The organism is Paenibacillus sp. GP183, assembly GCF_900104695.1.
Classification (GTDB): domain Bacteria; phylum Bacillota; class Bacilli; order Paenibacillales; family NBRC-103111; genus Paenibacillus_AI.
This window is the reverse complement of sequence record NZ_FNSW01000001.1, coordinates 138538-164254: the sequence shown is the minus strand read 5'-3', so window position 1 is coordinate 164254 and position 25717 is coordinate 138538. Positions and strand designations below refer to the sequence as shown.

The window sequence follows — 25717 nt, the reverse complement described above, 5'->3', positions numbered from 1 at the left end:
TTATTATTGTGGAAATATTAGCAGGTGTAGAAGATGTAATCGCCACAGCTATATTTTCAGAACGTAAAAAGGGTTCTTCCACAGCCATTTCCATGGCTTTAGGAAGAACCCCTATAACTTTAAATATTATCACAGTGTTCTAATGTTCTTTCCAGCTGTCCAAATAGTCGCGCTGCGCTTGCGACAGAGAATCAATGCTCATACCCAGCGATTGCAATTTGAACCTTGCCACTTGCTCGTCGAGCTCGTAAGGCACGTTAGCCACTTTCTTGCCGATATTCTTATATTGCTCGTTGACATACTTCAGGGACATGGCTTGCAGCGCGAATGTCATATCCATAATTTCCGCAGGATGCCCGTCGCCTGCAGCGAGGTTGACCAGACGGCCTTCGGCCAGCAGGTAGAACTTGCGTCCATCGGCAAGCTGGTACTCTTCGATATTGCGTCGAACTGTTCTCTTGGACACCGCTATGGCATCCAGATCCACTTTGTTCACTTCTACATCAAAGTGACCTGCATTCGAAAGAATAGCGCCGTCTTTCATGACTGCATAATGCTCTTTACGAATAATATCGCGGTTGCCTGTTACTGTTACAATGTAATCTGCGATTTTTGCAGCTTCTTCCATCGACATTACTCTAAAACCATCCATATAAGCTTCAACCGCTCGGATCGCATCAATTTCAGTAACGACCACATTTGCTCCCAAGCCTTTGGCCCGCATGGCCACACCTTTGCCGCACCAGCCGTAGCCGGCTACAACAACCGTCTTGCCGGCAACCACCAGGTTGGTTGTCCGATCGATGCCGTCCCAAACGGACTGACCTGTTCCGTAACGATTATCGAATAAATACTTGCAGAACGCATCGTTGACGGCGATCATGGGGAATTGCAGCTGATGATCTTTCTCCATCGCTTTCAAGCGAAGAATGCCGGTTGTTGTCTCCTCGGCACCACCGCGGACTTGCGTCAGCAGATCCTTGCGCTCACTATGCAAAATGGAAACTAAGTCGCCGCCATCGTCAATGATCAGGTCCGGCTTTGTTTCGAGCGCTTTGATCAAATGCTGTTTGTATTCTTCAGGGCTGGGATTATATTTCGCAAAAACGGTAATCCCGTCTTCGACTAATGCCGCGCACACATCATCTTGAGTCGACAGCGGATTGCTTCCCGTGATCGTCACTTCAGCGCCCCCGGCTTTGACGACTTTGGCCAAATATGCGGTTTTGGCTTCCAGATGAAGGGAGATCGCCACTTTCAATCCTGCGAAGGGCTGTTCTTTCTCAAACTGCTCGCGAATGCGGTTCAATACAGGCATGTGCGCCTTTACCCAATCGATCTTCAAATGCCCTTCCGCGGCTAACGACATATCAGCCACGATACTTTTTTCAATTATATTCAAATGAATCCCCTCCTATAAATAATATACACGATGCAAGCCGTCAACGGGAATCGGATTTTCAATTAATTGCTTGATCCATCCGTCACCGTAACGATTTAAATAAGTATGAACATTATAAACTCGCTCTTGCGGCTTGGCAAATGGAAGGATCGATAAGCGAATTCGCTCCCATTGTCTGAGGGCTGAATCGAACTGGCTTTTATGAGCGTCGTGAGCTTTGCCCTCCAGAAAATCAATCTGCTCGATTATTTTCGCCAGATTTGTTTCACCGAGCTTCTTTATACCCGGATTGATGGAACCCAGCAGCTCCACAAGCGGTTCATATCTGCGCTGAAAGTCTTCCTTAACCGCGCCAAAACGGCCGGCAAGCTGCAAAGTATCTTGAGCCTTCAGCCAGTCTTGCTGTTTCTCTTCAAAATGATGCAAAATATCGTCCCAGGTCAAACAGTATTTCGCCATATTCTTTTGGACGGCACCCTCCAGCAAAGTAAACTCCAGTCGAGGGGTGACAATCGGCATTTTCATTCCAAAAACATGGAATGCTTGCTTCGTCAATCCCCAGTATGAGATCTCTCCCGCTCCGAGAACCGTGGCCAGTACAGGAAATAAGAACTCCTGCATAAGGGGCCGGGTCATTACATTGTTGCTCAATCTCTCCGGTGATGTATGAATGATATCGAGCAGTTGGCTTTTGGTGTACGTATAGTCCTTCTTCTTATCGGTAAAGAGCTCACCTTCCCGCTGCAGCAGCAAGCGCCCACTCGCCTCAAAAACAAAGAGGTTCGCGGCTTGATCATGAACATCAGCTTGTGGAACATAACCCGCATGCTCGACCATGGCTTTTCCTTCGAGCAGGGCCGCACACAGTTCTTCATTCCGATTCACCAATTGCTCAAACATGGGAGCTTCCAATTGGCGCAGAGCCGGATCATCGGAATCTATCAGAACAAGTCCGAATTCACCAAACAAATTAGCCATAATACGGGCAAAGGCACCTGTAAGCGTTAAACATTCGAGCGGCAGTTCTCTCAGTCTGGAGAGAATTTCCCCTTTGAACTCAGTGTCCATCAAGGAAACATCAAGCGCTTCTATCGCTTCGCGCCAAGCTTCCGGCTGCAGAGGCAGTCTGCTGACTGAGGTCCTGTGTCCGGAGGGATGCTCTACCTTCAATTTCTCAACTTGCATCTGGCTTGATAAATAAAAAATATGATTCACTTCATCAAAGTCATGATCTTCACCGGCAATCCAAAAAACGGGTATTATGGGACATGCCAGTTTATCACTCCATTCTCTGGCGAGCTGGAGCAGGGTTATTGCTTTATAAATACTGTGAAGAGGACCGCCGAATAAGCCGGATTGCTGCCCACCCACTACAGTGAGTGCATTGGATTGGGCCAGAGTATCAATCGCTTTAAGCGCCTCAGGAGAATTCCCCACGCCTTCATTAAAAGTCTTCAGTACTTGAATCAATTGTTGTCTATTCGCCTTAGGCGCCCCGGATTCGAGAAGCCACGCAGCCCTTTCTTGCCATCCTTTGGCATCCTTGAAGTGTGTATCAAATAAGTCGGATGCCTGATCCGATACCTGTATGTAATCCTCAGCCAGCGGCTGACTTTTCTTCCAGTGTAATGCTTCAACTTGCATGCTTCCGGCCACTCCCTCATCAGTACAAAAGTATAAGTGTCTTACTTGATTGTACACGTACAAAGGGAAATCGTCAAAACTGTATTTTCCTTATTTACACTTAGAACAAGAATGCCGCCCCGTGAAGGGACGGCGTCAATCTTCAATATAAATGGCAAGCTACAAAATGGCTAGGCTCAACTTCTTTGATCAGCGGCATCGAGTCCGCGCAATGAGGCATTGCCTTCGGACAACGCGTACGGAAAGGGCATCCGCTTGGCGGATTGAGCGGGCTTGGCACCTCGCCTTGCAGGATGATTCTCTCGCGTGTGCGCTCGATTTCAGGATCTGGAATCGGTATCGCGGATAACAAGGATTGTGTATAAGGATGCAACGGCTTTGCATACAAATGCTCTGAGGTGGTGACCTCAACCAGATTGCCCAAATACATAACCCCGATCCGATCGGAGATATGCTTGACCATCGCCAGATCATGCGCGATAAATAAATAGGTCAAGCCCATTTCCTTTTGCAGCCTTTTAAACAGGTTAACCACCTGCGCTTGAACGGATACGTCCAAAGCAGAGATCGGCTCATCTGCAATGATGAACTGAGGTTCAATCGCGAGCGCACGGGCAATACCGATCCGCTGCCGCTGGCCGCCGGAGAATTCATGAGGGAAACGATTCGCATGCTCTTCGTTCAATCCTACGGAATGCAGGAGTTCGAACACCCGTGCTTTCCGCTTAGCTCCTGTATATAAGCCATGAATATCGATACCTTCGGCAATGATATTGCCAACCGTCATACGAGGGTTCAGTGAAGCATACGGATCCTGAAATACCATTTGCATATTGCGGTTGAATTCCTTTAATTTCTTGCCCTGCAATTTATGAATATTTTCACCGTTAAATATGACTTCGCCCTGAGTGGCATCATACAATTTGATTATGGTTCGGCCAGCTGTTGATTTCCCGCATCCGGATTCCCCGACAAGACCGAAAGTTTCTCCACGATTGATCGCAATCGAGAAGCTGTCTACCGCTTTAAGGACCTTGCCTCCACTCAGATGAAAGTGCTTTTTCATGTTGCGAACTTCAAGAATTGGTTTTTCAGACATGAACGGTACCTCCTTCTCCGACGGGACGCTCAACTTTCGGAGCATCCGGATGCAGCAGCCAGCAAGCCGCACTATGCTCCTGTGAAATCTTAGTATGCTCTGGATCCTGCTCTATGCAAATGTCCATGGCATAAGGACATCTTGCTGCAAACGCGCACCCCTTGGGTGGTGCAAATAAGTCAGGAGGTGTCCCGGGAATAGGAACCAGCTCCGCTTTGGCGTCGTTATCAAGCCTTGGGATAGATCTCAGCAAGCCCCATGTATAAGGATGCGCCGGCTTATAATAAATATCATCGACTGTCCCTTGTTCCACTACTTTACCAGCATACATAACAATGACTCTTTGAGCCATTTCAGCCACAACGCCGAGGTCATGGGTAATTAATATAATCGAGGCATCCGTTTGTTCGGAAAGCTTCTTCATTAAGGCGATGATCTGGGCCTGGATGGTCACATCCAAAGCCGTTGTAGGCTCATCGGCAATAAGCAGCTTGGGAGAACAAGACAAAGCGATAGCAATCATCACCCGTTGACGCATTCCTCCGGATAATTCGTGCGGATATTGGTGAATCCGGCCTTCAGGGTTATTGATCCCGACGAGCTTCAGAATCTCAACAGCTCTGGACAGCGCAGTTCTGCGATCCATCTTTTGATGCTTGATGAGACCTTCTGAAATCTGGTCTCCGATTTTCATGGTCGGATTGAGCGAGGTCATCGGATCCTGGAAAATCATCCCCATCTCGGAGCCGCGGATTTTTTCCATTTGCTTGTTCGACAGCTTTACGATATCAATATCGCCTTCAAATAGTATCGATCCGCTTTTTATATAGCTGGGCGGGCTTGGAACTAATCGCATCAGGGTTTGTGCCGTTACGGACTTCCCGCAGCCGGACTCTCCTACAATCGCCAAAACCTCACCTTTTTTTAATGTAAAGGAAATGCCGCGCACGGCTTGTACTTCTCCTGCATAGGTATGAAAAGAAACCTTTAAATCCTTAACCTCCAGCAGGTTGTTATTCGCGGTCATCGATCTCACCCTTTCCTCATGTTACTTGCGCATTTTTGGATCCAGCGCATCGCGCAGCCCGTCTCCCAAAAGGTTAAAGCTTAATAAAATTAAACTGAACACAACAGTCGGATAGATCAACCGGTGCGGATAGAATCGTAAATAGTTGGCTCCATCTGACAATAGATTTCCTAATGATGCCAGAGGCGGACGAATTCCCAACCCGATAAAGCTTAAGAATGCCTCTACAAATATGGCCGTCGGTACAACGAAAGTGATTTGAACAATGATGATACCCAGAGCATTAGGAACCAGGTGGCGTAAAATAATGCGCCAAGGCCCTGCACCCAAAGTGCGTGCCGCCAAAACGAATTCCTGCTCTTTGAGAGTAAGCATCTGTGCCCGAACCAGTCTTGCCATCGGAACCCAACCCGTAATTGCATAGGCTAATATAATGGTGGGGATACCTGGTCCAATAACCATTATCATAAGAACAGCAATAATCAAGTAAGGGATCGAAACAACAATTTCGATAACCCGCTGCATCGCATCATCGACTTTTCCACCATAGTAAGCAGAAATTCCTCCATATAATACGCCGATCACCAAATCAATTAAGGCTGCGGTAATCCCGATAAATAAGGAAATTCGAGTCCCCCACCATATTCGTGTCCACAAATCTCGTCCAAAATCATCTGTTCCAAACCAATGCAAGTCGTTAGGAGCTTGATTTTTAATTTTTAAGTCCTGCGTACTATAGTCAAAATGAGAAACTATTGGAGCGATCAGAGCTAGTAAAATAAGTACCAAAAGTATAATTAAGCCGGCCATTGCCAGTCTGTTTTTCTTAAGTCGTCTCCAAGCGTCCTGCCAATAATTTTGTGACGGCCGAACGATGGCTTCACTCGTTAAACTCGCACTTTCAACTCGGATAAACTTGTTGTTCGTTACTTGTCTTTGTTCAGATGGCTGCATCGATTATTTACCGCCTTTCCCAAGACGAATTCGAGGGTCGATAAAGCCATATAAAATATCTGTTAAAAAAATAACAAAAATCAAAATGGCGGAGTAGAAAATGGTTAACCCTGCAATCATGGTGTAATCATTGGAATATACAGAAGAAACAAAATGCTTACCCAAACCGGGTATTCCAAAAATTTGCTCAACGACCAATGTTCCGGTGATGACGTTTACAAATATTGGTCCAATTATGGTAACAACGGGTAAAATGGCATTTCTTATCGTATGTTTCGAAATTACGGAGAAGGCAGCAAGTCCTTTGGCCTTGGCTGTCTTGATATAATCCTGATTAAGTACGTCCAGCATGGATGTACGCATTAATCTGGCCAGAATGGCCAACGTACCAAAGGATAAAGTCAAGGCAGGCAATATTCGGTATTGAAAACCTGTAAAGAGTGTGTCCTTCCATAATCCTGCAGGCAGCCAATGCAGTTTAACGCCAATAAAATAGGATAAGAACGGCCCAAGCACGAAGGAGGGCACCGAAATCCCGATAATAGCAACGAACATGGCAGTATAATCACCCGCTTTATTGTGGTTTAACGAAGCGATAATACCAAGCAGCAAACCAACCACAATAGCAAAAAACAGAGCGACTAACCCAAGCTCCAACGAGGAAGGAAAGGCTTGTTTAATAATATCAGTCACTTTGTGAGCAGGGAATTGAAAGGAATATCCGAGGTCAAAATGAGCGATCCTGTTCATATAAGTTAAATATTGTTCCCACAGAGGCTTGTCCAAGCCATACTGCCTGAGCAGCATTTCTTTAGTCGCTTTTGGGATCTTCTCGGAGCCTTCACCAAGCGGATCTCCGGGCAAATTTTTCATCAGCACGAATGTAAACGTGACGATGAGCCATAACGTAACAAGCGTATATACGAAACGGCGCAGAATATACTTAAGCATGATGCCCCTCCTTATTGGAAATTGAAAATATTGGTAAAATGAAATTCAGAAAGGACCGTTCTCACGAGGTGCGAACGGCCCCTTCCTGCATGTAACATATTAATTTATTATTTGATTACTTTACAGTTGTCCATTTCAGTTCCCATTCAGGACCATAAGGAGCAAGGAACAACCCATCAACATTTGTTTTTTTCAGGTAAGCACGAGCACGGAAATAAAGTGGTGATACACCTTGATCGTCCATCAGAAGCTTCTCTGCATCAACCATTGCTTTTACGCGTTTCGCAGGATCGGCTTCGTTTTGAGCAGTTTTGATCAAAGCGTCGTATTGCGGGTTGCTGTAGTCGCCTTCGTCGAACTCTCCACCAGTTACCCACATGTCAAGGAATGTCATCGGATCATTGTAGTCAGCTCCCCAAAGAGCAAGACACAGTTCGAAATCATGCTTAGATTGTTTTTCTATGCGCAATGCGTGCGGAACCGGTTCAGCTATCATATCATAGCCAAGGTTTTGCTTCCATTGAGCTTGAATGAACTCAAGAGATTTTTTAGCGGTTTCTGTATCGTCAGCAGTCATCTTCAGCGGCGGCAATGCAGTAAGATTTAGCTCCTTTAAGCCTTCTTGGAACAGCTGCTTTGCTTTTGCAGCGTCAAATTTAGGTTGAACATCGCCAGCTGTTTTACGGAAGTCACCGCCGTTACCATCAAGTGTACCGGTTGGTACAAGACCTATGGAAGGAACGGAACCGTTAGCAATAACTGTATCAACGTAAGCTTGACGATCGATAGCCATACCCAAAGCTTGACGAATTTTCTTATTAGCAAGTGCAGGCACTTTCTTCACTTGATACATGATATATGAGTTAGTAAGCTCAGGCTTAGGAGTCACATCAGGCTTGCCTTGGTAAAGCTTGAGTTGATCGCCTTTGATCTCAGTAAGATCAGCAGCGTTAGTTTCATAAAGGTTAAGACCAGTGTTGGTATCTTTTATAATGTTGATTGTGGCTTTTGTAAGCTTCACATTGGCAGCATCCCAGTACTTGGGATTTTTCTCAAGAACTAGGGTTTGGCTGTGATCCCATTGCTTCAAAATAAAAGGTCCTGCACCGATAACTTTGTCTGCTTCAGCTCCGTATTTATCTCCTTGAGCTTTCACGAAATCTTCTTTTTGCGGGAAGAATGTGGCAAAAGCAAGCAAGCTTGTGAAGAAAGTCACTGGCTTCTCCAACGTAATTTCAAGTTGCTTGTCACTAAGCGCCTTAACGCCAAGAGCATCTTGAGCCGCTTTTAGTTTTTCTGGAGTGTCAGCTTTAGTTACAGCCGTTCCGCCTTTAATCCATGCAACAATGAAGCTGTATTGCGCTTTTGTAGCAGGGTCCAAAGTACGTTTGTAGGAATATACGAAATCGGAGGCTTTTACAGGGGTACCATCGGCCCATACCGCATTGTCGCGGATTTCGATCGTGTAAGTTAGGCCGTCTGCAGATTTCTTAGGCATGTCTTTGGCAAGAGCAGGTGTTGGTTTACCGTCCTTATCAAGACGATATAGACCTTCATTAAATGCACCAATAAGCGTGAACGAAGCTGATGCTGTTGTTTTCGAGCTGTCCAGAACAGGCGGCTCAGCCGAAAAGTTGATTTTGATTTCTTGCGGTTTGCTTGGTGCTGCTGGCGCTGTTGATGCTGTGGCTGTCGCACCCCCGGATGCTGCTGGTGATGTAGTTGGTGCTGCTGGTTTACTTGTACAACCGATAGCTACACTTCCGACCAATGTCAGGGCTACCGCTGTTGAGACCCACTTCGACGCTTTCATAAAACTCCTCCTTTAAAATATGTAAATCTCTATGGTTATGGCGCTCAGCATAATAAAATTCATCAACCCGGGCGCCGGAAACCCAAAACAAGATAAAACAGGTGAGATCGGCTATGTGTTAGAAAACCTAACATTATTTCGCTAGTAAATTAATTTACTCGTTTCCATGTAACCAATTATAACAAATAGCTTTATAAAGTCTAGTGCTAATTTACCATTGTTATATTATTGTAAAAAAAACACTACTCACCAATTATTTATTATACAACCATCGGTCAATAAAATCTACTTGAATTTATAAGATTTCGGCTGGATTAATTTTACAATTCGTCTGTTTGAAAGTCCGTTTTTCTCCGTGTATTCTGCACCTTTTCAATCGCATAGGAAAGCTCCTTATAAACATCCGGCTCCAGCTGACGAACCTGGGTCTTTACAAACATTTCGCCTTGTGTGGAAGAAACATATTTCGGCTGGAGGTTATTAAGTGCAATAGCCATAATATCGCTTTGAGTTTTTACATCGCAATCCTGCAGCTTTTGAGTTTGAATGAGCTCCTTCAAGCACTGTCTAACGACTTCCTCCATTAAGTTATGCACCATCAACTGGAACCTCTCCTTTAATTATGTAGGAATGATCATGTTTTTAAGTATATTTGCCAGCAGAAGCACAATATACAATACTGAAAGTGTCAAAAAGCCCAATCGCCAGACGACGCGAAATACTTTCAGCAGATCTGTCTTACCTTTGGCTTGGTTCTGATAGCCTCCGATTAAGCCAAATGAGATCAAAAGCACTAAAATGATCAGCCAAAATCCGAATTTGGCTTGGAACAACTGATTCCAGATCACTGAGACAGAGCCAATCAAGAATAGCATCGTAATATCCATGGAAAGCCTGGTAGTCAGCTTCTTGTTTTTCAAAAACAAATAGACCCCAAACCAGATGACAATAAAAGTAACAAAGGGTAAAGCGGCTAACCAAGAGTACAGATTTAATAAAATCTCAACAATCACCGACAATATCGCTCACCTTCTTGTTCTCTAGAGCTTTTATCATATGAAATACCACCTGATTAACAGGCAGCACAAGCTTATGTTGTTCCGCTATGCGAAGCAGGGTGCCGTTGATGCTGTCGATTTCTGTACTTCTGCTATGAATGATATCTTGCAGCATCGAAGATTGATTATCGGCTGTGAGCTTGCATACCTGAAGAACCGTTTCCCAAAGTTCGTCTGGCAAATCCAGCTGATTCGCTCTGGCAACAGCGATCCCTTCACTAAATAAAGCTAACATTAGGGCCTTGCTTGAAGGAGTTTGCAGTAATTCTCCATTGCGAATCTTCAGTATTGCGGTCAAAGGATTGATGACAGCATTGATGATCAGTTTGCTCCATACCTTTATACCCATGTTTTTCGACAAAGACACCTCGAATCCTGCTCTCTTCATGAGGCCGGCAAATATTTTTTGTGCGTTTTCAGCATTCTCCCCAATATCTTGGAAGCTATATCCCAAGTCCGTAATGCCGCTGCCAGTATGACTAACTTGATATAGCCCTGTTTTCCTTGCCCCTTCCGTCGTAACCGCCAGTAAAATACGTTCTTTATCCAGATGAGCGAGCAGTTTATCAACATGTCCCATCCCGTTTTGAAAGCATATGATGGTTGTATGGGGTGTAATATACCTCAGTATGAATGCAACCAGCTCATTGTTAATAGCGAATTGCTTGACGGCAAGGACTAAAAATTGAAGATCATGGCTTGCCTTCCGCTTAGCAATCTTGGTTTCATAAGAAATGACTTCGAACTTATCTGCCGAAATGATGGATTCTTCTTCTACAGAAATACCTTCTCTGCGGATTGCATCGGCTTGCTCTTCTGTTCTCGTAATAATTTCAAGTGTATCAGTGACAGCCGAGAGTCTAGCTGCCAACAGAAGTCCAATGGAGCCTGCCCCCATAACGGCAATATGCATGATCTGGTCTCCTTCTTGCTCAATAAGTAAATTATACAACAAAACAAGCCCCGTCATAAGGAACTTCTCCTTAACCGGGGCTCGCTGTCCTAACTTCTATTACCTACTCTATTCTTTCCAAATTTCCGTTGGCATCCATTTTAAATCGAGATCGGGTTTCTTCCTCTTCCTCAACTAAGAATGCCATCTTGCGTGCGCGGTCCATGATTTGAATCAAAGCCTTGTAATCATCATTGACCACTCGATAATCGGTTTCAACTTCATTCACTTGCTTGTTCAGCTTATCATTCTCTCTTCGCAGCCGGAGAAGTTCCTCTTCCTTGTCATGCAGCTCTTTCTCCAAGCTCTTGAAATGACGGTTCATGTCCTGGTACGTATTCCTCCATTGGCGAAGAAACCGGATAACCGCATCAATGGATAACGTTTCTTCCGTGAATGTATCATGCTTGCCTTGACCAAGATCAACAGAATCCAGAACGGCAACCGATGAGCCTGCCATACTGACTACCGCATGCTTGCGAAGCTGTGTTCTTTTTTGCCGCTGAGCTTTTGCGATCTGGATAGCGGCTTCGTATTTTTTCCTGACAAAGCTGTTCCAGCGAAAGCCGCAAGCAGCTGCGGTGCGCCCGATTCGCTCTCCCACTTCTTCGAAGGCGGATAATTGGGTGCTTCCATCGCGAATATGCCGCAAAGTTACCTCTGCGAGAATCAAATCGTCCTCATCGCTCCAAGCATCTTGCCTAATTGCCGACATAACGGTCAATCCTCCTAAACGGTATAAATGGTTCGATGCCATTATTACTATTCCTATGCCCGTAGTAGAGTTCATAGAATCTATTTCATACTATTTGGTATTGCCATTTTTTCGTACCCTCATACATGCTTTCGGGAGAAAAAGGTATACTATCGAATATTGCAGCAAAGTTTTAAAATTCGTCACGGTTTGAAGGTTTACACCGATAAGACAAAAAAGGTATAATGTGACTTAGAAAATGTGCACGTTTTGCTGAAGGAGGTTGGTCACAATGGATCGCATGTTTAGAGTTCTTGGGTTTTGGACGCTCGCAATCGGCTTGATGAGTCTAGCCGGCGGTATGATTCCGATGGCTCTGATTTTCTTTTTCCAAACAGCCGTATTCGTGATTTTGGGCTACATGCGCCTTTCTGAACGCACTTACATGCTGCTGTTCTGGGGATATATGATCCTCTCGTTTGGCGGATTTACGTATTGGTCCTTCTTCAAAATGTCTGTTTAAACCAAAAAGCAAAAAGGTGATCCGGATGCTTGAACCGGGTCACCTTTTTTTCGTTGAGTTAGACAGATTTATCCTTGGTTAGAATCAGCACTTTGAACAGCTCGCTCATTTGATCGCTCAGCAGAAGCTGTCGGATGGCTCTGTTCTTTTTGGCGGCTTCACTAAACGGATCGAGATCCAAATGATTTTGCAGCTTTTCCAATATCCCTTGCTCCACCATAAAGTCTCGCTGGGTTTGCAGCTTGGAACGGGTGAAACCAGCTGTAGAAGCGGCTTCAATACAAGCGGTGAAATCAACATGTGCGGTGATATCCTGCTCCCCTGAATGGATGAATGGATTATCATAAGCCTGATGCTTCCGATAACACATCAAGGTCCCTCGCATACGATGAGCGGCATACAGCTCACTGGCTTCCGTGCCATAATCGATGATGATCATCCTGCCGTCATGCATGGCATTCGCTACCGTTCGAATCCACTGAGACGCATGAAGATTGATTTCTGCCACTTGGCCCTCCTTGAAAGTCAAGTCCGCTTGCTCCAGATAGGCGGATAACGGGCTGTCCATCTGCAGGGGAAGCCACTGCTCCTCGAAGCTGGAGGTGTTATCGTTCCAGGCTACATGGCTTTCTTGCCATGAACTGCCGCTGCGGCGAATCCGGTGAACGGGAAATGCATCAAGCAGCTCATTTGCTAGAACAAACACGCCCTGGTGCGGATCGCTAGCCAACCATTCCGATTCTTTCATATGCACAATTTTCATCCGATGGGACTGCAGGTTTTCTCTTTGCAAACGGCTATGATAACTGCTCGATTCTATCATGATATAAGTCAAGTTGTCGTAGATGGCGGGATCCTGCTTTTGCAGCTCATCCAGGATATGCAGGGCCAATCTGCCATTTCCGCCGCCCCACTCGACGATTTGAATCTTTCTCATTGAGGGTGATTCAACCAGGGACTCTTTAAGAATATAGGAAGCAATTAATTCTCCCATGACTGATCCTACGGATGAGCTGGTATAAAAGTCGCCTTCCCGGCCAATTTTGATCTTCTCATTTCGGTAATAGCCTAAAGTCTCATGATATAAGACCAAGTCCATATAATCTCGAAATGAGATGACTCGTAAAGGATGCTTGCGGATCTGGGCTTTAATCACTTCAATAAGCTGTTGATTGCCTGCAGCATGTGTCATCTTTTACCTCATTTTGTAAATAAATGTAATAGGTTTACTTGTGACAAACGACATAGAAAGCATTATAATAGTAAAGGATTCACGGGAGGTGAGACAGATATAATGAATAAAAAATGGTTTGCATTATCCATTGCTGCCGTCGTAAGCATGACTACGCTCACCGGGTGTACGGATAGTACGAAGATTAAACAAGCAGTAGATCAGGCGCTAGTCAAGCAAAATGAGATCAAAAGCTCATCTTATAACGGAAGCCTAACGTTAAGCCTTGGTGACGGGCTGCTCGCAGCGACCAATCCTTTGATGAATGGACTGCTTGGTATGGCCAAAGAGAGCAATTTGGATTGGAATGGCGCTGTGAATAAAGAGCCGTTGCAGCTAGAGACCGATCTCACGTTTACGCCCAAAGGATCGAGTACAGGCACGTCGATTCCAGTTCTTATTAAAGATAGCAAATTGTATTTCAATATGCCAGCCATTAATAAACCTGACGAATACTACAGTGTTGATTTACAGCAAATAAGCAAGGACAGCAAAAGCGCCCTGAACGTGGACAGCCTTAAAAACACATCCCAAGTAACCACCGCGCTTGCTAAATTACTGTTAGACGGGATCGATGCCAAATGGTACAAAGAAGCGAAAGACCCTCTAAAGCTCAAAGACGGCGCATCAGCCAAATCCATCAGCATTGAAATATCAAAGAAAAATGAGCAAGCCCTCAATACATGGGTGCAAAGCAAGCTTCCTGAATTCATTCAAACCTTACAAACAAACGGTCTGATGACCGCAGCACAAGCCGATCAATTCAAAAACGGTTCCTCCAAAAGCTTGAAGATCGATGCTCCGGGGATGCTGACTTTCGCTATTGATGATCAAGGCTATATCCGAGATCAGGTGATGGACTTAAGCTTTTCCATCGCTAATGCGACTGGCAATACAGTTTCCAGCAAAGTCAACCTGCATCAATCTGTAGACGGCATTAATCAAACGCCGGCTTTCAAAAAAGAAATTCCGAAAAATGTGAAGAGCTTTAATGATGTCCTTAAGCTGCTCGGAACGGCGCCCAAAGCAAAGTAATCAGCTTGATCTCATGCTTATCCTGCTCTTGGGATAAGTATTTTTTATGCATTTAATCATAGAATTATGGTAATCTGTTTGTAGGGGGAGAGGTCAGGAATGAAAATGAAAACCGTTCGTGTTTTACTGGCTTTTTTGCTGCTGCTTTCCGCTTCTCCAGCCCATGCAGAGAATTCGAATGATACCAAGGAAGCGCAGGATCTTCTACAAAAAGGCTTGACGATTTATGAAATCGACCGAGAAATCGAAAGGCTGAATGAACAGGATAAGAAAATATCCGATCAAATACAAACTACCGGAATCGATATGGTGAAGCAGGACAAAAATGTACAAGCATCCAGAAAACATGCCGGACGGGTTCTAAGAGCATACTACAGCGGTGACCGCGATAACATCTGGCTGCTTTTATTTACCGTAAGATCTTTTACTGACGCCTTACATACCTTCGAATACTTGAATATGATCGTTCAAAATGACAACCGTGCGTTAAAAACATTCACAGCATCCTACACGCAGCTTCAAAAGCTGAAGACTCAGCTTGAAGCCTCTCGTATAGAATTGCAGAAAACAAAGGATAATTATTTAAAACAGCGTGTCCGGCTTGTCGATCTGCAAGCTGAGCTGGATAAACAATTGGCTGTAAGCGTCCAAGGAAAAGTGGTGGAGGCTCAAATCAAGATTTTGAACGATGAATGGAAGCAAAAAGGCCTGCCTTTGTTCAGACAATTTTTCGAAAAACTTTCCATCGCCTTTGTGGACCTGCCTGAGCTGTTTACAAAGGATGCCGGCAAAAACCTGGTCTTCGAAGGCACAAAAGGCGCTGTATTCACTTTAACGGACCAAAACTTGAACAGCTTCCTGCAAAGCAAGAATGAACTTTTTAACCAATTGGCTTTCCGTTTCACTGAAGGCAAGGTGTTGGTATCGGGCAAGAAGGATGACGCCGATATCCAAATCAAGGGGAATTTCTTGCTGATTCCAGGCCAGGACATGAATGAAGTTCGGTTTACCGTAGACCAGCTCGTATTCAATGGCTTCCAGCTGCCGGATACGACCATTGCCTCCTTGCAGGCGGAGTTTGGGCTGGGCTTCTTCCCGAAAAAATCAGCAAAAGTTGAGGTTACTGAAGTGGTAAATCAAGAAGGCAAGCTGGTTATCAGACTAAAATTCTAATCTCATTGACAACTACTTTCAGATAAAGAGAGGAATCGTCACATGGAAACCAAATTAGCATTGCTCATGGATTTGCCGGACGGTAAGCTCCCTGGATTTTACGCCCAGATCATTAAGGCGCTTGCCGACAAGGTGATGATTTTCGACCGGGATAAGGAGATGTTTATTGTAAGTACAGAGGAAGAACGAGAATCCGTTCTCGAGGTCATGAAGCGTTATAAGATTCCAACGGAACCCATTGAGCTTCTGCTGCTCCCTGAGGATGCAGTGCTGTCAGGCGCATTCAGCGACTATGGATTTATCAGTCGAGCGGATCATACATATTTATACGGTAAGCTGATTTGCTCCTTTCATCTTCTCTCGGAGGAACCGGGTTCAGAACGTGAGCAAGTCTTAGAGCAGTTGGATGAGCATCTAATCGCACAATTCACCGAGCACGGAAAGCCCGTTTATATGGTGGATAATCAACTCGAAGAGCTCGTTCACGGAATCGCCAAAGCTTATCATTGTCAAGTATCCATCTTGTAAAAATCGCTAAGACCCCATGCCGTGCTGTCTCTATAAGACAAGCAATGGCATGGGGTCTTTTAGTTGGAGTTTGATCTATTAGAGTAAATCAGCTGCCAGCTGAGCAAGATGTGAACGCTCACCACGTTCCAATGTGATATGCCCACTTACACTTTCCTGCTTAAACCTTTCTACCACGTAGGTCAATCCATTGCTGGAAGCATCCAGATAAGGATGGTCAATTTGCTCCGGATCACCGAGAAGAACTATCTTGCTTCCTTCTCCTACACGGGAAACAATAGTTTTTACTTCATGCTTGGATAGATTTTGCGCTTCATCGATAATGATAAACTGACCGGGAATGGAACGTCCGCGAATATAGGTGAGCGCTTCTACCTGTATACTGCCGAGACCGGCCAGTATTTTATCGATATCCCCCGCTTTTTTCGTATCGAACAGGAACTCAAGGTTATCATAAATCGGCTGCATCCAGGGACGAAGCTTCTCTTCCTTTTCCCCCGGCAGGTAGCCGATGTCTTTGCCCATTGGCACAACCGGACGTGCAATCAACAGCTTCTTGTACTTATGTTCATCCTCGATCTTCATCAGCCCTGCTGCCAAGGTTAGCAGCGTTTTGCCCGTACCCGCCTTGCCTGTCAGCGTAACAAGCGGAATATCGTCATTCAGCAGCAGCTCCAGTGCCATTCTTTGTTGGGCATTGCGCGCTGCAATTCCCCAAATGGGCTCATTGCTGATGAACAAGGGCTCCAGCTTCTTGGCTTCTGCGTTTACTTTCAAAAGCGCCGATTTCGAAGAGCCCAGCTCATCCTTCAAAATCACAAATTCATGCGGATTCAGCGCATAGTTCAAATTCAGCGTGCTAACACTCAAAAAACGATAGGAATAAAACTCATCGATCACGGAAGGATGAACATGGAGCGTCAAGCAGCCGTTGTACATATCCGATTGGGTTACAATCCGGTCCGTTAAATAATCCTGAGCCGTCAGACCGAGCACATCGGCTTTTATACGAACCAGAGTATCCTTACTGACTATAATAACCGGTCTGGGTTCAGCTGTACCCTGCTCTTCAAGATGGTAGTTTAAAGCCACAGCAAGGATTCGGTTATCGTTAGTAATTTCAGCAAATGCTTCCTGAAGCTTCGAAAAGCTTTTATGGTTCAACTCCACTTTGATGGAGCCACCGGTTTCCAGCTGAATCCCATTCGATAAATTCCCTTTGGTCCGAAGACCGTCCAGAAGCCTTGATACCTGTCTTGCATTTCGTCCCAATTCATCCGCATTACGCTTCTTGGAGTCAATCTCTTCTAACACCACTGCCGGAATCACCACTTCATTATCTTCGAAAGAGAACAGCGCATTGGGGTCTTGAAGCAGGACATTCGTATCCAGCACATATTTTTTCTTCATAGCAGTTCCCTCCCAGGGTTGGTGTTAGGAAATTCGGCGATACATAAACTTTAACTGCTTGGATAAACTATGGGTAACCGTTAGACATTAGAAAGGAACGAATCATTGTGAAAATATTTGGCTTGATGCTGTTAATCCTGTCATTACTCATCGGTTGCAGTCAAGCGCCGAAACAAGGAGCTGCCTCCTCTCCAAGCTCTACTCAGAGCGGAATCAAAGCTCAGCAAGCGGCTCCACCCAAGCCGCAAATCAATGATCCTCGGGCTGTGGCGGACCATCTGGAAAAACTGGCTACAAGTATTCCCTTGGTACAAAGCGCGCATTGCGTTGTTTTTGGCAATACGGCTGTAGTGGGAATCAATGTTCGTCCCGAGCTTGATCGCTCAAGAGTTGGGACCGTAAAATACGCGGTGGCCGAGACTCTGCGTAAGGATCCATACGGCGCTAATGCCATTGTGACCGCCGATATGGATTTGGATCAAAGGCTTATTGAAATCAGGAGCCAGGTTCGTAACGGCCGACCTATCGCCGGCTTTGCCGACCAGATGGCTGATATTATCGGGCGCACCATGCCTCAGCTGCCGCGAGATGTTGGCACTCAGCCATCAACTCCTCCGGGATCTACGGATGCCAATAAAGCGGGCAGGCCTAGACTGTAAGCACTCTTTGAGACGTTGCGAAGCAAGATAAGTTTAGAAATTCTTATCAACCAAAGAAAGCCTTAACAGCAACAGGCTGTTAGGCTTTTTTCATGGCCTCGAAAACTTGTCCGTCGAGTTTGTCGGCCGCACGTTTGTCATACGTTTTCTCATATTCAGGCTCAGTTACTATTCGGGATCCGTAAAACATGGCGTCTCGCACTGATTGAATGTCTACATCGATACAAGTCAATTTAAGAGGCACCCCTTCCAGAGTTTGAGAAACAACTCGGGCAGAGCCATAAATGGCGTAGACCGAACCGGCTCCAATAAAGCTCAGTGTAGCTGAAGGGTTGTTGGTAAGGTTGGTTAAAATTCGCGAGCGTTGGTCGATTGCGAAGCGAATCGTTCCGGGATCCTTGGCGTAAACCCAAGAGATCGCATGAACACTAGGTACACCCGATTCATGATCAATGGTGCTCAGAAGTAAGAACTTCTCTCTTTGCAGGACTGAGAACAACGGCTCTGATAATGCCGTAACGAGTTCAGCCATGACGTTTGCACCTCCTACAAGGTTGTATGAAATTATCTTCCTCTTTCAGTATATCATATGAAATAGCGGTTAATCCATCGCAATTGTATCCAGTTATATCCTCTATTGCTCGTTATATTTCGGATTGGAAAGAATATCATCCAGCAGTTTTTCCGAGGACTCCCGATCGAACATTTGCTTCTTGCTCTTTCCCTCAAGCTCATATCTGATATAAAGCATGGTCTCGTCTTTTTGTTCGATATGAAAAGTGGTCAATCCGTGATCCTCCCGAAGAATCTGCTCAAAAAAATCTCTCGTATCCCTTGCTGCTTGATCATCCGGTCTAGCGTCTGCAACAATAGCCATTTGGACCCAATTGAAAAGCGCATCCTGCAAAGTCATTCTACACGCCGTCCTCTCTTAGTAAGATGACCTCCTGGCCTTTGCGGAGCCAGTTAGACATATGCTCCAACCAATTCACTTGAATCGGGGTCCAATCATGCCTTTCAACTTCAAAATTTAATAGAGAATATACCTGCTCGGCACCGAGCAATCGGTCAAAGAATGCCTCTGCACAATGCGATAAATGAAACGGCTCACCGTCGAATACAAGCTCTTGCGCATGGCTCCACTCGATCTCCGTTGTCATCGATCCACAAGCTTCATCATCCTCGCTCAGCAATAAACTGGTCTTAAACATAGGGAGCAGCCATGGATGCAAAAGATGAAGCTTTGCCCGAAAAGTATCGAGTTCAGCTGTCGCCCCACAGCTTATTCGATCAGCACCCAGCTTTAAAGGAAGCCTATTTAGAATCGGTGTCATCCAATAACGTGACATCTCATTCGCCTCCGTCAGGACCTGCGCCCGCTTCGTTTTTCAATGAAATAACGAATCCTCAGTATCAGCATCATCAATATTGCGGCACATAGGCACAATATAATCGGCAAGCCTACTAATTGGAAAAACAACAGCAGAATGGCACCAATACCTATCAGCAGATAAATAATGAGCGCTTTCAGAACAGGAAGCTTTCGAGTACGAAATACTCTGTTATAAACAAAGGAGAGGAGAATGAAGATCAAGATATATGTAAGAATCATATGATTGTAAAACCATTCGTTCATCATGAAACAGCTTCACCTCCAAAGATTCTAATCTAAGGGCTTTGCCCTGAATACAGGGAAAGGGAAATGCAGCTTGACTGCATTTCCCCTTTGGACAGCTTATACGCCTGCTTCAGCGGTTTTGCGGTGTTTCTCGGCACGTTCGCGCTCACTCTTGTTAAGAATCTTTTTGCGGATACGTACCGATTTAGGGGTAATCTCGCATAATTCATCATCATTCAAATATTCAAGCGCGCCCTCCAATGAGTATGTGCGAGGTGTCTTCATTTTTACGGTTTCTTCTTTATTCGCGGAACGTATATTATTGACTTGTTTCTCCTTGCAAATGTTCACGATGATGTCGTTGTCGCGATTATGCTCACCCACCACCATGCCTTCGTAAACTTCTGCACCCGGGTAAAGGAACATAATCCCGCGATCTTCAACGGATAGAATCCCATACAGTGTACATGAGCCAGTCTCACTGGAGATAAGTACACCCTCATGACGCCCGCCAACGCCTGCTCCTTGATAAGGACCATAGCTGTCAAACGCATGGTTCATGATTCCATAACCGCGTGTCAGCGTCAAGAAATTCGTTCTGTATCCGATAAGGCCTCTTGCCGGAATCTTGAACTCCAGCCTAACATTGCCGCTGCCATTGTTGATCATATTGAACATTTCCGCTTTACGTGTTCCAAGGCTCTCCATAACCGATCCCATGTTTTCTTCAGGGACGTCGATGATCAAATGCTCGATGGGCTCCATTTTTTGACCGTCCACCATACGGATGATCACTTCTGGCTTGGATACCTGCATCTCAAATCCTTCGCGGCGCATGTTTTCAATCAGGATGCCCAAGTGCAATTCACCGCGGCCTGACACGATAAAAGCATCCGGACTATCGGTATCTTCAACGCGAAGACTAACGTCCGTTTCCAGCTCTTTGTACAGACGCTCGCGCAGCTTCCTGGAAGTTACCCATTTACCTTCACGTCCGGCGAAAGGGCTGTTGTTCACTGAGAACGTCATCTGCAGAGTAGGCTCATCAATCTTCAATACCGGCAATGCTTCGGGATGATTTGGATCTGCAATAGTCTCGCCAATGTTGATATCCTTGATTCCGGCGATGGCTATAATATCTCCTGCACCCGCTTCTTCGATCTCGATCCGCTTAAGCCCTTGAAAACCAAACAGCTTCTCAATTCTGGCTTGCTTCATACCGCCTTCACGTGTCATAACAGCCACGGATTGGCCCTGACGAATTTTACCACGGTTCACACGTCCAACCCCGATACGGCCCAAATATTCATTGTAATCCATCAATGTAACCAGGAATTGCAGCGGCTCTTCCACACTTTCCGTTGGAGCAGGAATATGCTCAACAATGGTTTCATAGATGGCGCCCATGTTCTCATCTTGATGGTCCGGATCCAAACTGGATGTTCCTTGAAGTGCGGAAGCAAACACTACATGGAAATCAAGCTGCTCGTCGGTTGCACCGAGTTCAATAAACAGATCCAGCACTTCGTCGACGACTTCAGTCGGACGTGCATTTGGACGGTCAATTTTGTTCAAAACAACGACCGGGCTCAGGTTTTGCTCCAATGCTTTGCGCAGAACGAATTTCGTTTGCGGCATGGTTCCTTCAAAGGCGTCAACGACAAGCAGAACGCCGTCGACCATTTTCATGATCCGCTCCACTTCGCCGCCAAAGTCGGCATGCCCGGGAGTATCCACGATATTGATCAGATAGTCCTTATAGTTAATGGCTGTGTTTTTAGCCAAAATGGTAATCCCGCGTTCTCTCTCCAAATCATTGGAGTCCATGGCTCTTTCTTGTATGGCTTCATTTTCACGGAAAGTCCCCGATTGTTGTAACAGTTTATCCACAAGCGTCGTTTTCCCATGGTCAACGTGCGCGATGATGGCAATATTGCGAATTTTGTCTCTTGCGTGCATGATTTCAAACCCTTTCCATCCGTTAATTTCTTCTCTGTCCATAAAAAAGCGCCGGACATAAGCCGCCGACGCTTGACATTTATTTTTAGTATATGCTCAATTCAGACAAATAGCAAGGTTATTTAGCGGTTTCCAAAAACTTTAACATTCTTTTAACACTGCAAACGCTTACCACACCCTGGGTTTACGCATAATGATCAGAATCCCTGCCAACACCAGCAAAAGCGCGATCAAGTAAATACCAACTTTAAACAAGATCATCATCAGAAACAGTGCCGCAGCAAGCACAGCAAGGACAATTGAGACTGTTCGGATATTTCTGTCGCTGTCCCTATTAAAGATGTAGAACTCATAAAGACCGACCGCAACTCCAAAAATAAACCCTGGCCATATATACCCCATCGCATGCCACCCAAACAGGTTGCAAAAGAAAAACATCAGGGAATACGTAATCAGCATCCCTCCCGGAACGAGAACACCGGCGGGAAGCACACGATTAAAAAATAGAAAGTGCAGAAGCAGACCGGGAACCAGAATAAGGAGCGGCCACAGTAAGAAGCCCAGAAAATGAAAAACGCCCAGCTTGCCAAGCAGCAAAACAACAGCTACTGCGATCAGTATCATACCGATCGAATAATTATTTCTGGACATCCGAATTCCTCCTAAAAAAATGAAGATCAATTCGACAAGCTTTTACAGATAGTTTATCTCAACTTAAGCAAAAAAACCATAAGAATCCACTATGGCCTGTCATTTAAATGAAAAGCCGCCCACCCTGTGAAGGTGAACGGCTATTTTCCATGGTTATGCGTTAGACTTTCTGGCTTTGCTGATCAATCCGGCTACGAGGACCAATATAGTTGCACCAATAGGAATGGAAGCATGCAAAATCGGATTATTATGTACGAACCATTCTTCCATTTTGGCGTCATTCACAAACATTTCCCCTGCCGTGTACCCCAGGATGGCTGCCCCTAGAAAAACGAGAATCGGGTACTTGTTCAAAAGATTTACGACCATTGTACTTCCCCAAATAATGATCGGGATACTCAAGCCGATACCCAGTATGATGATGGCATTATTCCCATTGCCTTTGGCTGCAATCGCCAGTACATTATCCAGACTCATGACAAAATCCGCTACAACAATCGTCCAAATCGCTTTTCCAAGTGTCGATGCTTCCTTGATATTGGCATGACTGTCATCGTCGGTAAGCAGTTTAACGGCTATCCAAAACAACAACAATGAACCTGCGGCTTGAATATAAGGAATATCCAGTAGACTTACTGCCACCAGAGTAAGAACAAGACGCAGCGCTATGGCACCAAAGGCTCCCCACCAAATTGCTTTTTTCCTTTGTTCGAGTGGAAGATTTTTACTGGCTAGAGCGATAACTACGGCGTTATCACCGCTAAGCACAATATTTATCAACATAATTTGCAAAAATAATATAAACTGTTCCAGCATGTCCTCGACCCCCCGTTAACCATACGAAGCAAATCCTTAATGGTTTCAATTTTTCAAAAGAAATGTTCGATTTTATGAGCCGCATCGTCGAAACGTATCACGACTGTTTCGATATGTTCCACGGCTTCATCCAATAGACCAGGTAAAAAATCCATTTTTTGTTCCAGTGTCTCCAAGACCCTTAAATTGGGGTTGGTGCTTGGTGAATTCGGCATAAACAGCGTGCAGCAGTCCTCGTAAGGAAGAATTGAAATCGGAAGGGTTTCAATCATCTCCGCGATGCGAACAATCTCTTTCTTGTCCATCATGATTACAGGCTGCAGAATCGGAATTGAACTCACTCGGCCAATGGCATTCAAGCTGGGAAGGGTCTGGCTCGCAACCTGACCCAGGCTTTCCCCAGTCACCAATGCAGAAAGCTGCTCCCTGTCTGCAACTTTTTCCGCGATCCGATACATGGCTCTTCTCATTAAAGTCACTAGTAGATTGTCATTGTATACTTTATGAATGGAGGTCTGAACCTCCGTAAAGGGGACGAGGTGAAGCTTGATGGAGTCCGTATACTCGGACAGCTTGCGAGTCAGATCAATAACTTTTTGCTTAGCCCGTTCGCTTGTATATGGAAAGCTGTAAAAGTGGATAGCTTCCAGCTCTAACCCCTTGCGCATCGCCAACCATCCTGCAACAGGACTGTCAATGCCTCCTGATAACAGCAAGAGCGCTTTGCCGCTGCTCCCTTCCGGGAATCCGCCTGCGCCCTCCATAACCTCCGTAAACAGGTAAGCCGTCTCCTCCCTTATTTCCACCCGAAGCTCGACCTGCGGATGGTGCACGTCCACTTTCAGTCCGGGACAGCCTTCCAGAACAAAGCCTCCGACCAGATTATTCATTTGCTGTGTATCGTAAGGAAAGTCTTTGTTCACCCTGCGAACGCTAATTTTAAACGTATCAGGAAGCTTCGGCAATGATTTCATAATCCTTAGCGCTTGTTCACGAATCCGTTCCAGCTCCAATGGAGCCTGATATGCTGGACTATAGGAAGTCAGCCCGAATATTTTGTTTAGAGCAGCTAACACATCCTGGTAGTAGGCTGCTCCCAGCTCCACATATACGCGGCCGAATTCAGGTTTAATTTGTAAAATAGGAAAGGCAGACAGCACGTTATGAATTTGAGCCATGACACGTTTCTCGAATCGACCTCTATTTTTGCCTTTCAGGGTAAGCTCGCCGAGCCGAAGAATCAACCAATCGGGATTCATGTAACGCGATCTCCCCTTCCTGCTGTGTATTTGCGGCGGGCATGCGCTAATTCTCCAACGACCCTTTTCAGTGCAGTGATAAATTGATGCGCCTCATCTTCGGTTTGCCGGCCCGAATAGCTGACCCTGAGGCCGCTGGATGATTGGCTTCGATCAAACCCCATGGCCAGCAGGACATGACTCGGGGCATCATTTGCTCCGGAGCATGCGGATTTCGTTGAAATATAAATGTCTGATTGCTCCAAGGCATGGACGACGACTTCCGCTTTCATCCCGGGAAAAATGAAATGCACGATATGGGGCGCCATATCTGGTTCAAGTGAAGAACCCGTTATGGCTAGCTCGGGAATCGCAGTGATGCCGCTGACAAGCAATCTGCGCATGCGGCGCATGTGTTCTTCATTGGCGGAAAGGCTATCCATCGACATGCGGAACGCTTTGGCCATTCCGACAATCAACGGCACATTTTCCGTGCCGGAACGAATGCCGTGCTCCTGTCCGCCGCCAGCCAGCAGCGGTTCCAATTGAATGCCATGTCGGCAATACAGAAAGCCGACTCCCTTGGGACCGCCGAATTTATGCGCGGAGGCGCTGAGCAGATCAATGCCCATCTTCTTTGGCCGAATGGGCAGCTTGCCTACCGCTTGAATGGCATCCACATGAAATTGGATTCGCGGATATTGGGAGAGCACCTTGCCGATTTCGCTGATCGGCTGAATTCGTCCTGTTTCATTATTGATATACATGATGCTCACCAAAATTGTATCCTCGGTAATTGCTTCCTTTAGCTTCATCAATGATACGACCCCGGTATGATCTACGGGCAAATAGGTGACCCGAAAGCCCTGTTCCTCCAATTGTGCGAACACTTCCGAAACAGAGGCATGCTCAATTTGAGTGGTGATCAAATGATTGCCTTTCTTTCGATTGCGCAAAGCGAAGCCTTTGATTGCTAAATTGTTGCTCTCGGTACCCCCCGATGTAAATATAATTTCCCGAGTGGGATCTGCATGGAAAGCTTCAGCGATAACTCCCCTGGATCTATGCACAAGGCTCTCCGCCTGCATACCTAATCGATGGATCGAGGATGGATTGCCGAAATGCTGCTTCATCACTTCCGCAACCGATTCAATCACTTCATCGAAAACAGGTGTCGTAGCAGCGTAATCCAGATACAACATAATCGTATTTCCTTTCCACTGCTGAAATACAAATCTACATCCTTATTTAAACTTAAATTAAAAAAGAACTCAAGAACAAA

Annotated in this window: 27 protein-coding genes; 5 read left to right on the top strand and 22 right to left on the bottom strand. The window is 45.5% G+C overall.

The features are described 5' to 3' along the window. Nucleotides 1-139: 139 nt before the first annotated feature. The 11 genes from BLV33_RS00795 to BLV33_RS00745 form a co-directional block, all read right to left on the bottom strand. A complete protein-coding gene (locus BLV33_RS00795; protein WP_090787049.1) occupies nt 140-1402 on the bottom strand; it encodes an adenosylhomocysteinase in 1263 nt (420 codons plus the stop codon). Between the two features lie 12 nt (nt 1403-1414). Then, the gene (gene bshC / locus BLV33_RS00790) at nt 1415-3046 is read right to left on the bottom strand and encodes a bacillithiol biosynthesis cysteine-adding enzyme BshC (RefSeq protein ID WP_090787047.1); all 1632 of its coding nucleotides are present in this window, start codon (nt 3044-3046) and stop codon (nt 1415-1417) included. A gap of 142 nt (nt 3047-3188) precedes the next feature. Further along, nucleotides 3189-4145, bottom strand: coding sequence for an ABC transporter ATP-binding protein (locus BLV33_RS00785; RefSeq protein WP_090787044.1), 957 nt, complete (start codon nt 4143-4145; stop codon nt 3189-3191). Further along, a complete protein-coding gene (locus BLV33_RS00780; protein ID WP_090787040.1) occupies nt 4138-5172 on the bottom strand; it encodes an ABC transporter ATP-binding protein in 1035 nt (344 codons plus the stop codon). Before BLV33_RS00780 ends, BLV33_RS00785 begins: the two co-directional genes overlap by 8 nt. A gap of 21 nt (nt 5173-5193) precedes the next feature. Next, nucleotides 5194-6126 (bottom strand): ABC transporter permease, encoded by a 933-nt coding sequence (locus tag BLV33_RS00775; protein ID WP_090787037.1) that lies wholly within the window; start codon nt 6124-6126, stop codon nt 5194-5196. A gap of 3 nt (nt 6127-6129) precedes the next feature. Beyond that, nucleotides 6130-7077, bottom strand: a complete 948-nt coding sequence (locus tag BLV33_RS00770) for an ABC transporter permease (protein ID WP_090787034.1) — start codon at nt 7075-7077, stop codon at nt 6130-6132. A 115-nt stretch (nt 7078-7192) separates the two neighbouring features. Beyond that, entirely contained in the window at nt 7193-8890 is a 1698-nt protein-coding gene (locus tag BLV33_RS00765; RefSeq protein ID WP_090787030.1) for a peptide ABC transporter substrate-binding protein, read from the bottom strand. A 320-nt stretch (nt 8891-9210) separates the two neighbouring features. Next, a complete protein-coding gene (locus BLV33_RS00760) occupies nt 9211-9489 on the bottom strand; it encodes a late competence development ComFB family protein (protein ID WP_090787027.1) in 279 nt (92 codons plus the stop codon). Between the two features lie 21 nt (nt 9490-9510). Next, nucleotides 9511-9903 (bottom strand): DUF3397 domain-containing protein, encoded by a 393-nt coding sequence (locus BLV33_RS00755; RefSeq protein ID WP_253187189.1) that lies wholly within the window; start codon nt 9901-9903, stop codon nt 9511-9513. Then, entirely contained in the window at nt 9893-10918 is a 1026-nt protein-coding gene (locus BLV33_RS00750) for a ketopantoate reductase family protein (RefSeq protein WP_090787021.1), read from the bottom strand. Before BLV33_RS00750 ends, BLV33_RS00755 begins: the two co-directional genes overlap by 11 nt. 46 nt (nt 10919-10964) lie before the next feature. Continuing rightward, nucleotides 10965-11615 (bottom strand): RsfA family transcriptional regulator, encoded by a 651-nt coding sequence (locus tag BLV33_RS00745; RefSeq protein WP_090787018.1) that lies wholly within the window; start codon nt 11613-11615, stop codon nt 10965-10967. A gap of 271 nt (nt 11616-11886) precedes the next feature. On the opposite strand from BLV33_RS00745, the gene BLV33_RS00740 reads away from it, so the two are divergent. Next, the gene (locus BLV33_RS00740; RefSeq protein WP_090787015.1) at nt 11887-12117 is read left to right on the top strand and encodes a DUF2626 domain-containing protein; all 231 of its coding nucleotides are present in this window, start codon (nt 11887-11889) and stop codon (nt 12115-12117) included. Between the two features lie 58 nt (nt 12118-12175). Here BLV33_RS00740 and BLV33_RS00735 read toward each other — a convergent pair whose 3' ends face one another. Then, on the bottom strand, nt 12176-13309 hold the full coding sequence (locus BLV33_RS00735; protein ID WP_090787012.1) for a class I SAM-dependent methyltransferase: 1134 nt from the start codon (nt 13307-13309) through the stop codon (nt 12176-12178). A gap of 102 nt (nt 13310-13411) precedes the next feature. Between BLV33_RS00735 and BLV33_RS00730 the strand changes: the two genes are divergently transcribed. The 3 genes from BLV33_RS00730 to BLV33_RS00720 all read left to right on the top strand — a co-directional run bounded on the left by BLV33_RS00730 (nt 13412) and on the right by BLV33_RS00720 (nt 16084). After that, complete coding sequence (locus BLV33_RS00730; protein WP_090787009.1) at nt 13412-14383, top strand: hypothetical protein; 972 nt, start codon at nt 13412-13414, stop codon at nt 14381-14383. A gap of 99 nt (nt 14384-14482) precedes the next feature. Further along, nucleotides 14483-15556, top strand: coding sequence for a coiled-coil domain-containing protein (locus BLV33_RS00725; protein ID WP_090787006.1), 1074 nt, complete (start codon nt 14483-14485; stop codon nt 15554-15556). 42 nt (nt 15557-15598) lie between these two features. Continuing rightward, complete coding sequence (locus tag BLV33_RS00720) at nt 15599-16084, top strand: hypothetical protein (RefSeq protein WP_090787003.1); 486 nt, start codon at nt 15599-15601, stop codon at nt 16082-16084. A 78-nt stretch (nt 16085-16162) separates the two neighbouring features. On the opposite strand, the gene BLV33_RS00715 is transcribed toward BLV33_RS00720, so the two are convergent. Further along, on the bottom strand, nt 16163-17494 hold the full coding sequence (locus tag BLV33_RS00715; protein WP_090787000.1) for a PhoH family protein: 1332 nt from the start codon (nt 17492-17494) through the stop codon (nt 16163-16165). 107 nt (nt 17495-17601) lie between these two features. Here BLV33_RS00715 and BLV33_RS00710 point away from each other — a divergent pair, with 107 nt between their 5' ends. Then, nucleotides 17602-18153, top strand: coding sequence for a YhcN/YlaJ family sporulation lipoprotein (locus BLV33_RS00710; RefSeq protein WP_253186929.1), 552 nt, complete (start codon nt 17602-17604; stop codon nt 18151-18153). 79 nt (nt 18154-18232) lie between these two features. Here BLV33_RS00710 and BLV33_RS00705 read toward each other — a convergent pair whose 3' ends face one another. The 9 genes from BLV33_RS00705 to BLV33_RS00665 all read right to left on the bottom strand — a co-directional run bounded on the left by BLV33_RS00705 (nt 18233) and on the right by BLV33_RS00665 (nt 25637). Next, the gene (locus BLV33_RS00705) at nt 18233-18685 is read right to left on the bottom strand and encodes a pyridoxamine 5'-phosphate oxidase family protein (protein ID WP_090786998.1); all 453 of its coding nucleotides are present in this window, start codon (nt 18683-18685) and stop codon (nt 18233-18235) included. A gap of 102 nt (nt 18686-18787) precedes the next feature. Continuing rightward, nucleotides 18788-19066, bottom strand: a complete 279-nt coding sequence (locus BLV33_RS00700; RefSeq protein WP_090786995.1) for a hypothetical protein — start codon at nt 19064-19066, stop codon at nt 18788-18790. A 1-nt stretch (nt 19067) separates the two neighbouring features. Continuing rightward, a complete protein-coding gene (locus BLV33_RS00695) occupies nt 19068-19502 on the bottom strand; it encodes a hypothetical protein (protein WP_090786992.1) in 435 nt (144 codons plus the stop codon). 14 nt (nt 19503-19516) lie between these two features. After that, nucleotides 19517-19792 (bottom strand): YlaH-like family protein, encoded by a 276-nt coding sequence (locus BLV33_RS00690; RefSeq protein WP_366414700.1) that lies wholly within the window; start codon nt 19790-19792, stop codon nt 19517-19519. 96 nt (nt 19793-19888) lie between these two features. Further along, nucleotides 19889-21730 (bottom strand): translational GTPase TypA, encoded by a 1842-nt coding sequence (gene typA / locus BLV33_RS00685; RefSeq protein ID WP_090798565.1) that lies wholly within the window; start codon nt 21728-21730, stop codon nt 19889-19891. 168 nt (nt 21731-21898) lie between these two features. Next, complete coding sequence (locus BLV33_RS00680; protein WP_090786989.1) at nt 21899-22381, bottom strand: hypothetical protein; 483 nt, start codon at nt 22379-22381, stop codon at nt 21899-21901. Nucleotides 22382-22534: 153 nt separating this feature from the next. After that, entirely contained in the window at nt 22535-23197 is a 663-nt protein-coding gene (locus BLV33_RS00675; RefSeq protein WP_090786986.1) for a TerC family protein, read from the bottom strand. A gap of 53 nt (nt 23198-23250) precedes the next feature. Beyond that, on the bottom strand, nt 23251-24456 hold the full coding sequence (thiI, locus tag BLV33_RS00670; RefSeq protein WP_090786983.1) for a tRNA uracil 4-sulfurtransferase ThiI: 1206 nt from the start codon (nt 24454-24456) through the stop codon (nt 23251-23253). Continuing rightward, nucleotides 24453-25637, bottom strand: coding sequence for a cysteine desulfurase family protein (locus tag BLV33_RS00665; RefSeq protein WP_090786981.1), 1185 nt, complete (start codon nt 25635-25637; stop codon nt 24453-24455). The genes thiI and BLV33_RS00665 overlap by 4 nt, the downstream gene beginning before the upstream one ends. Nucleotides 25638-25717: the final 80 nt, after the last annotated feature.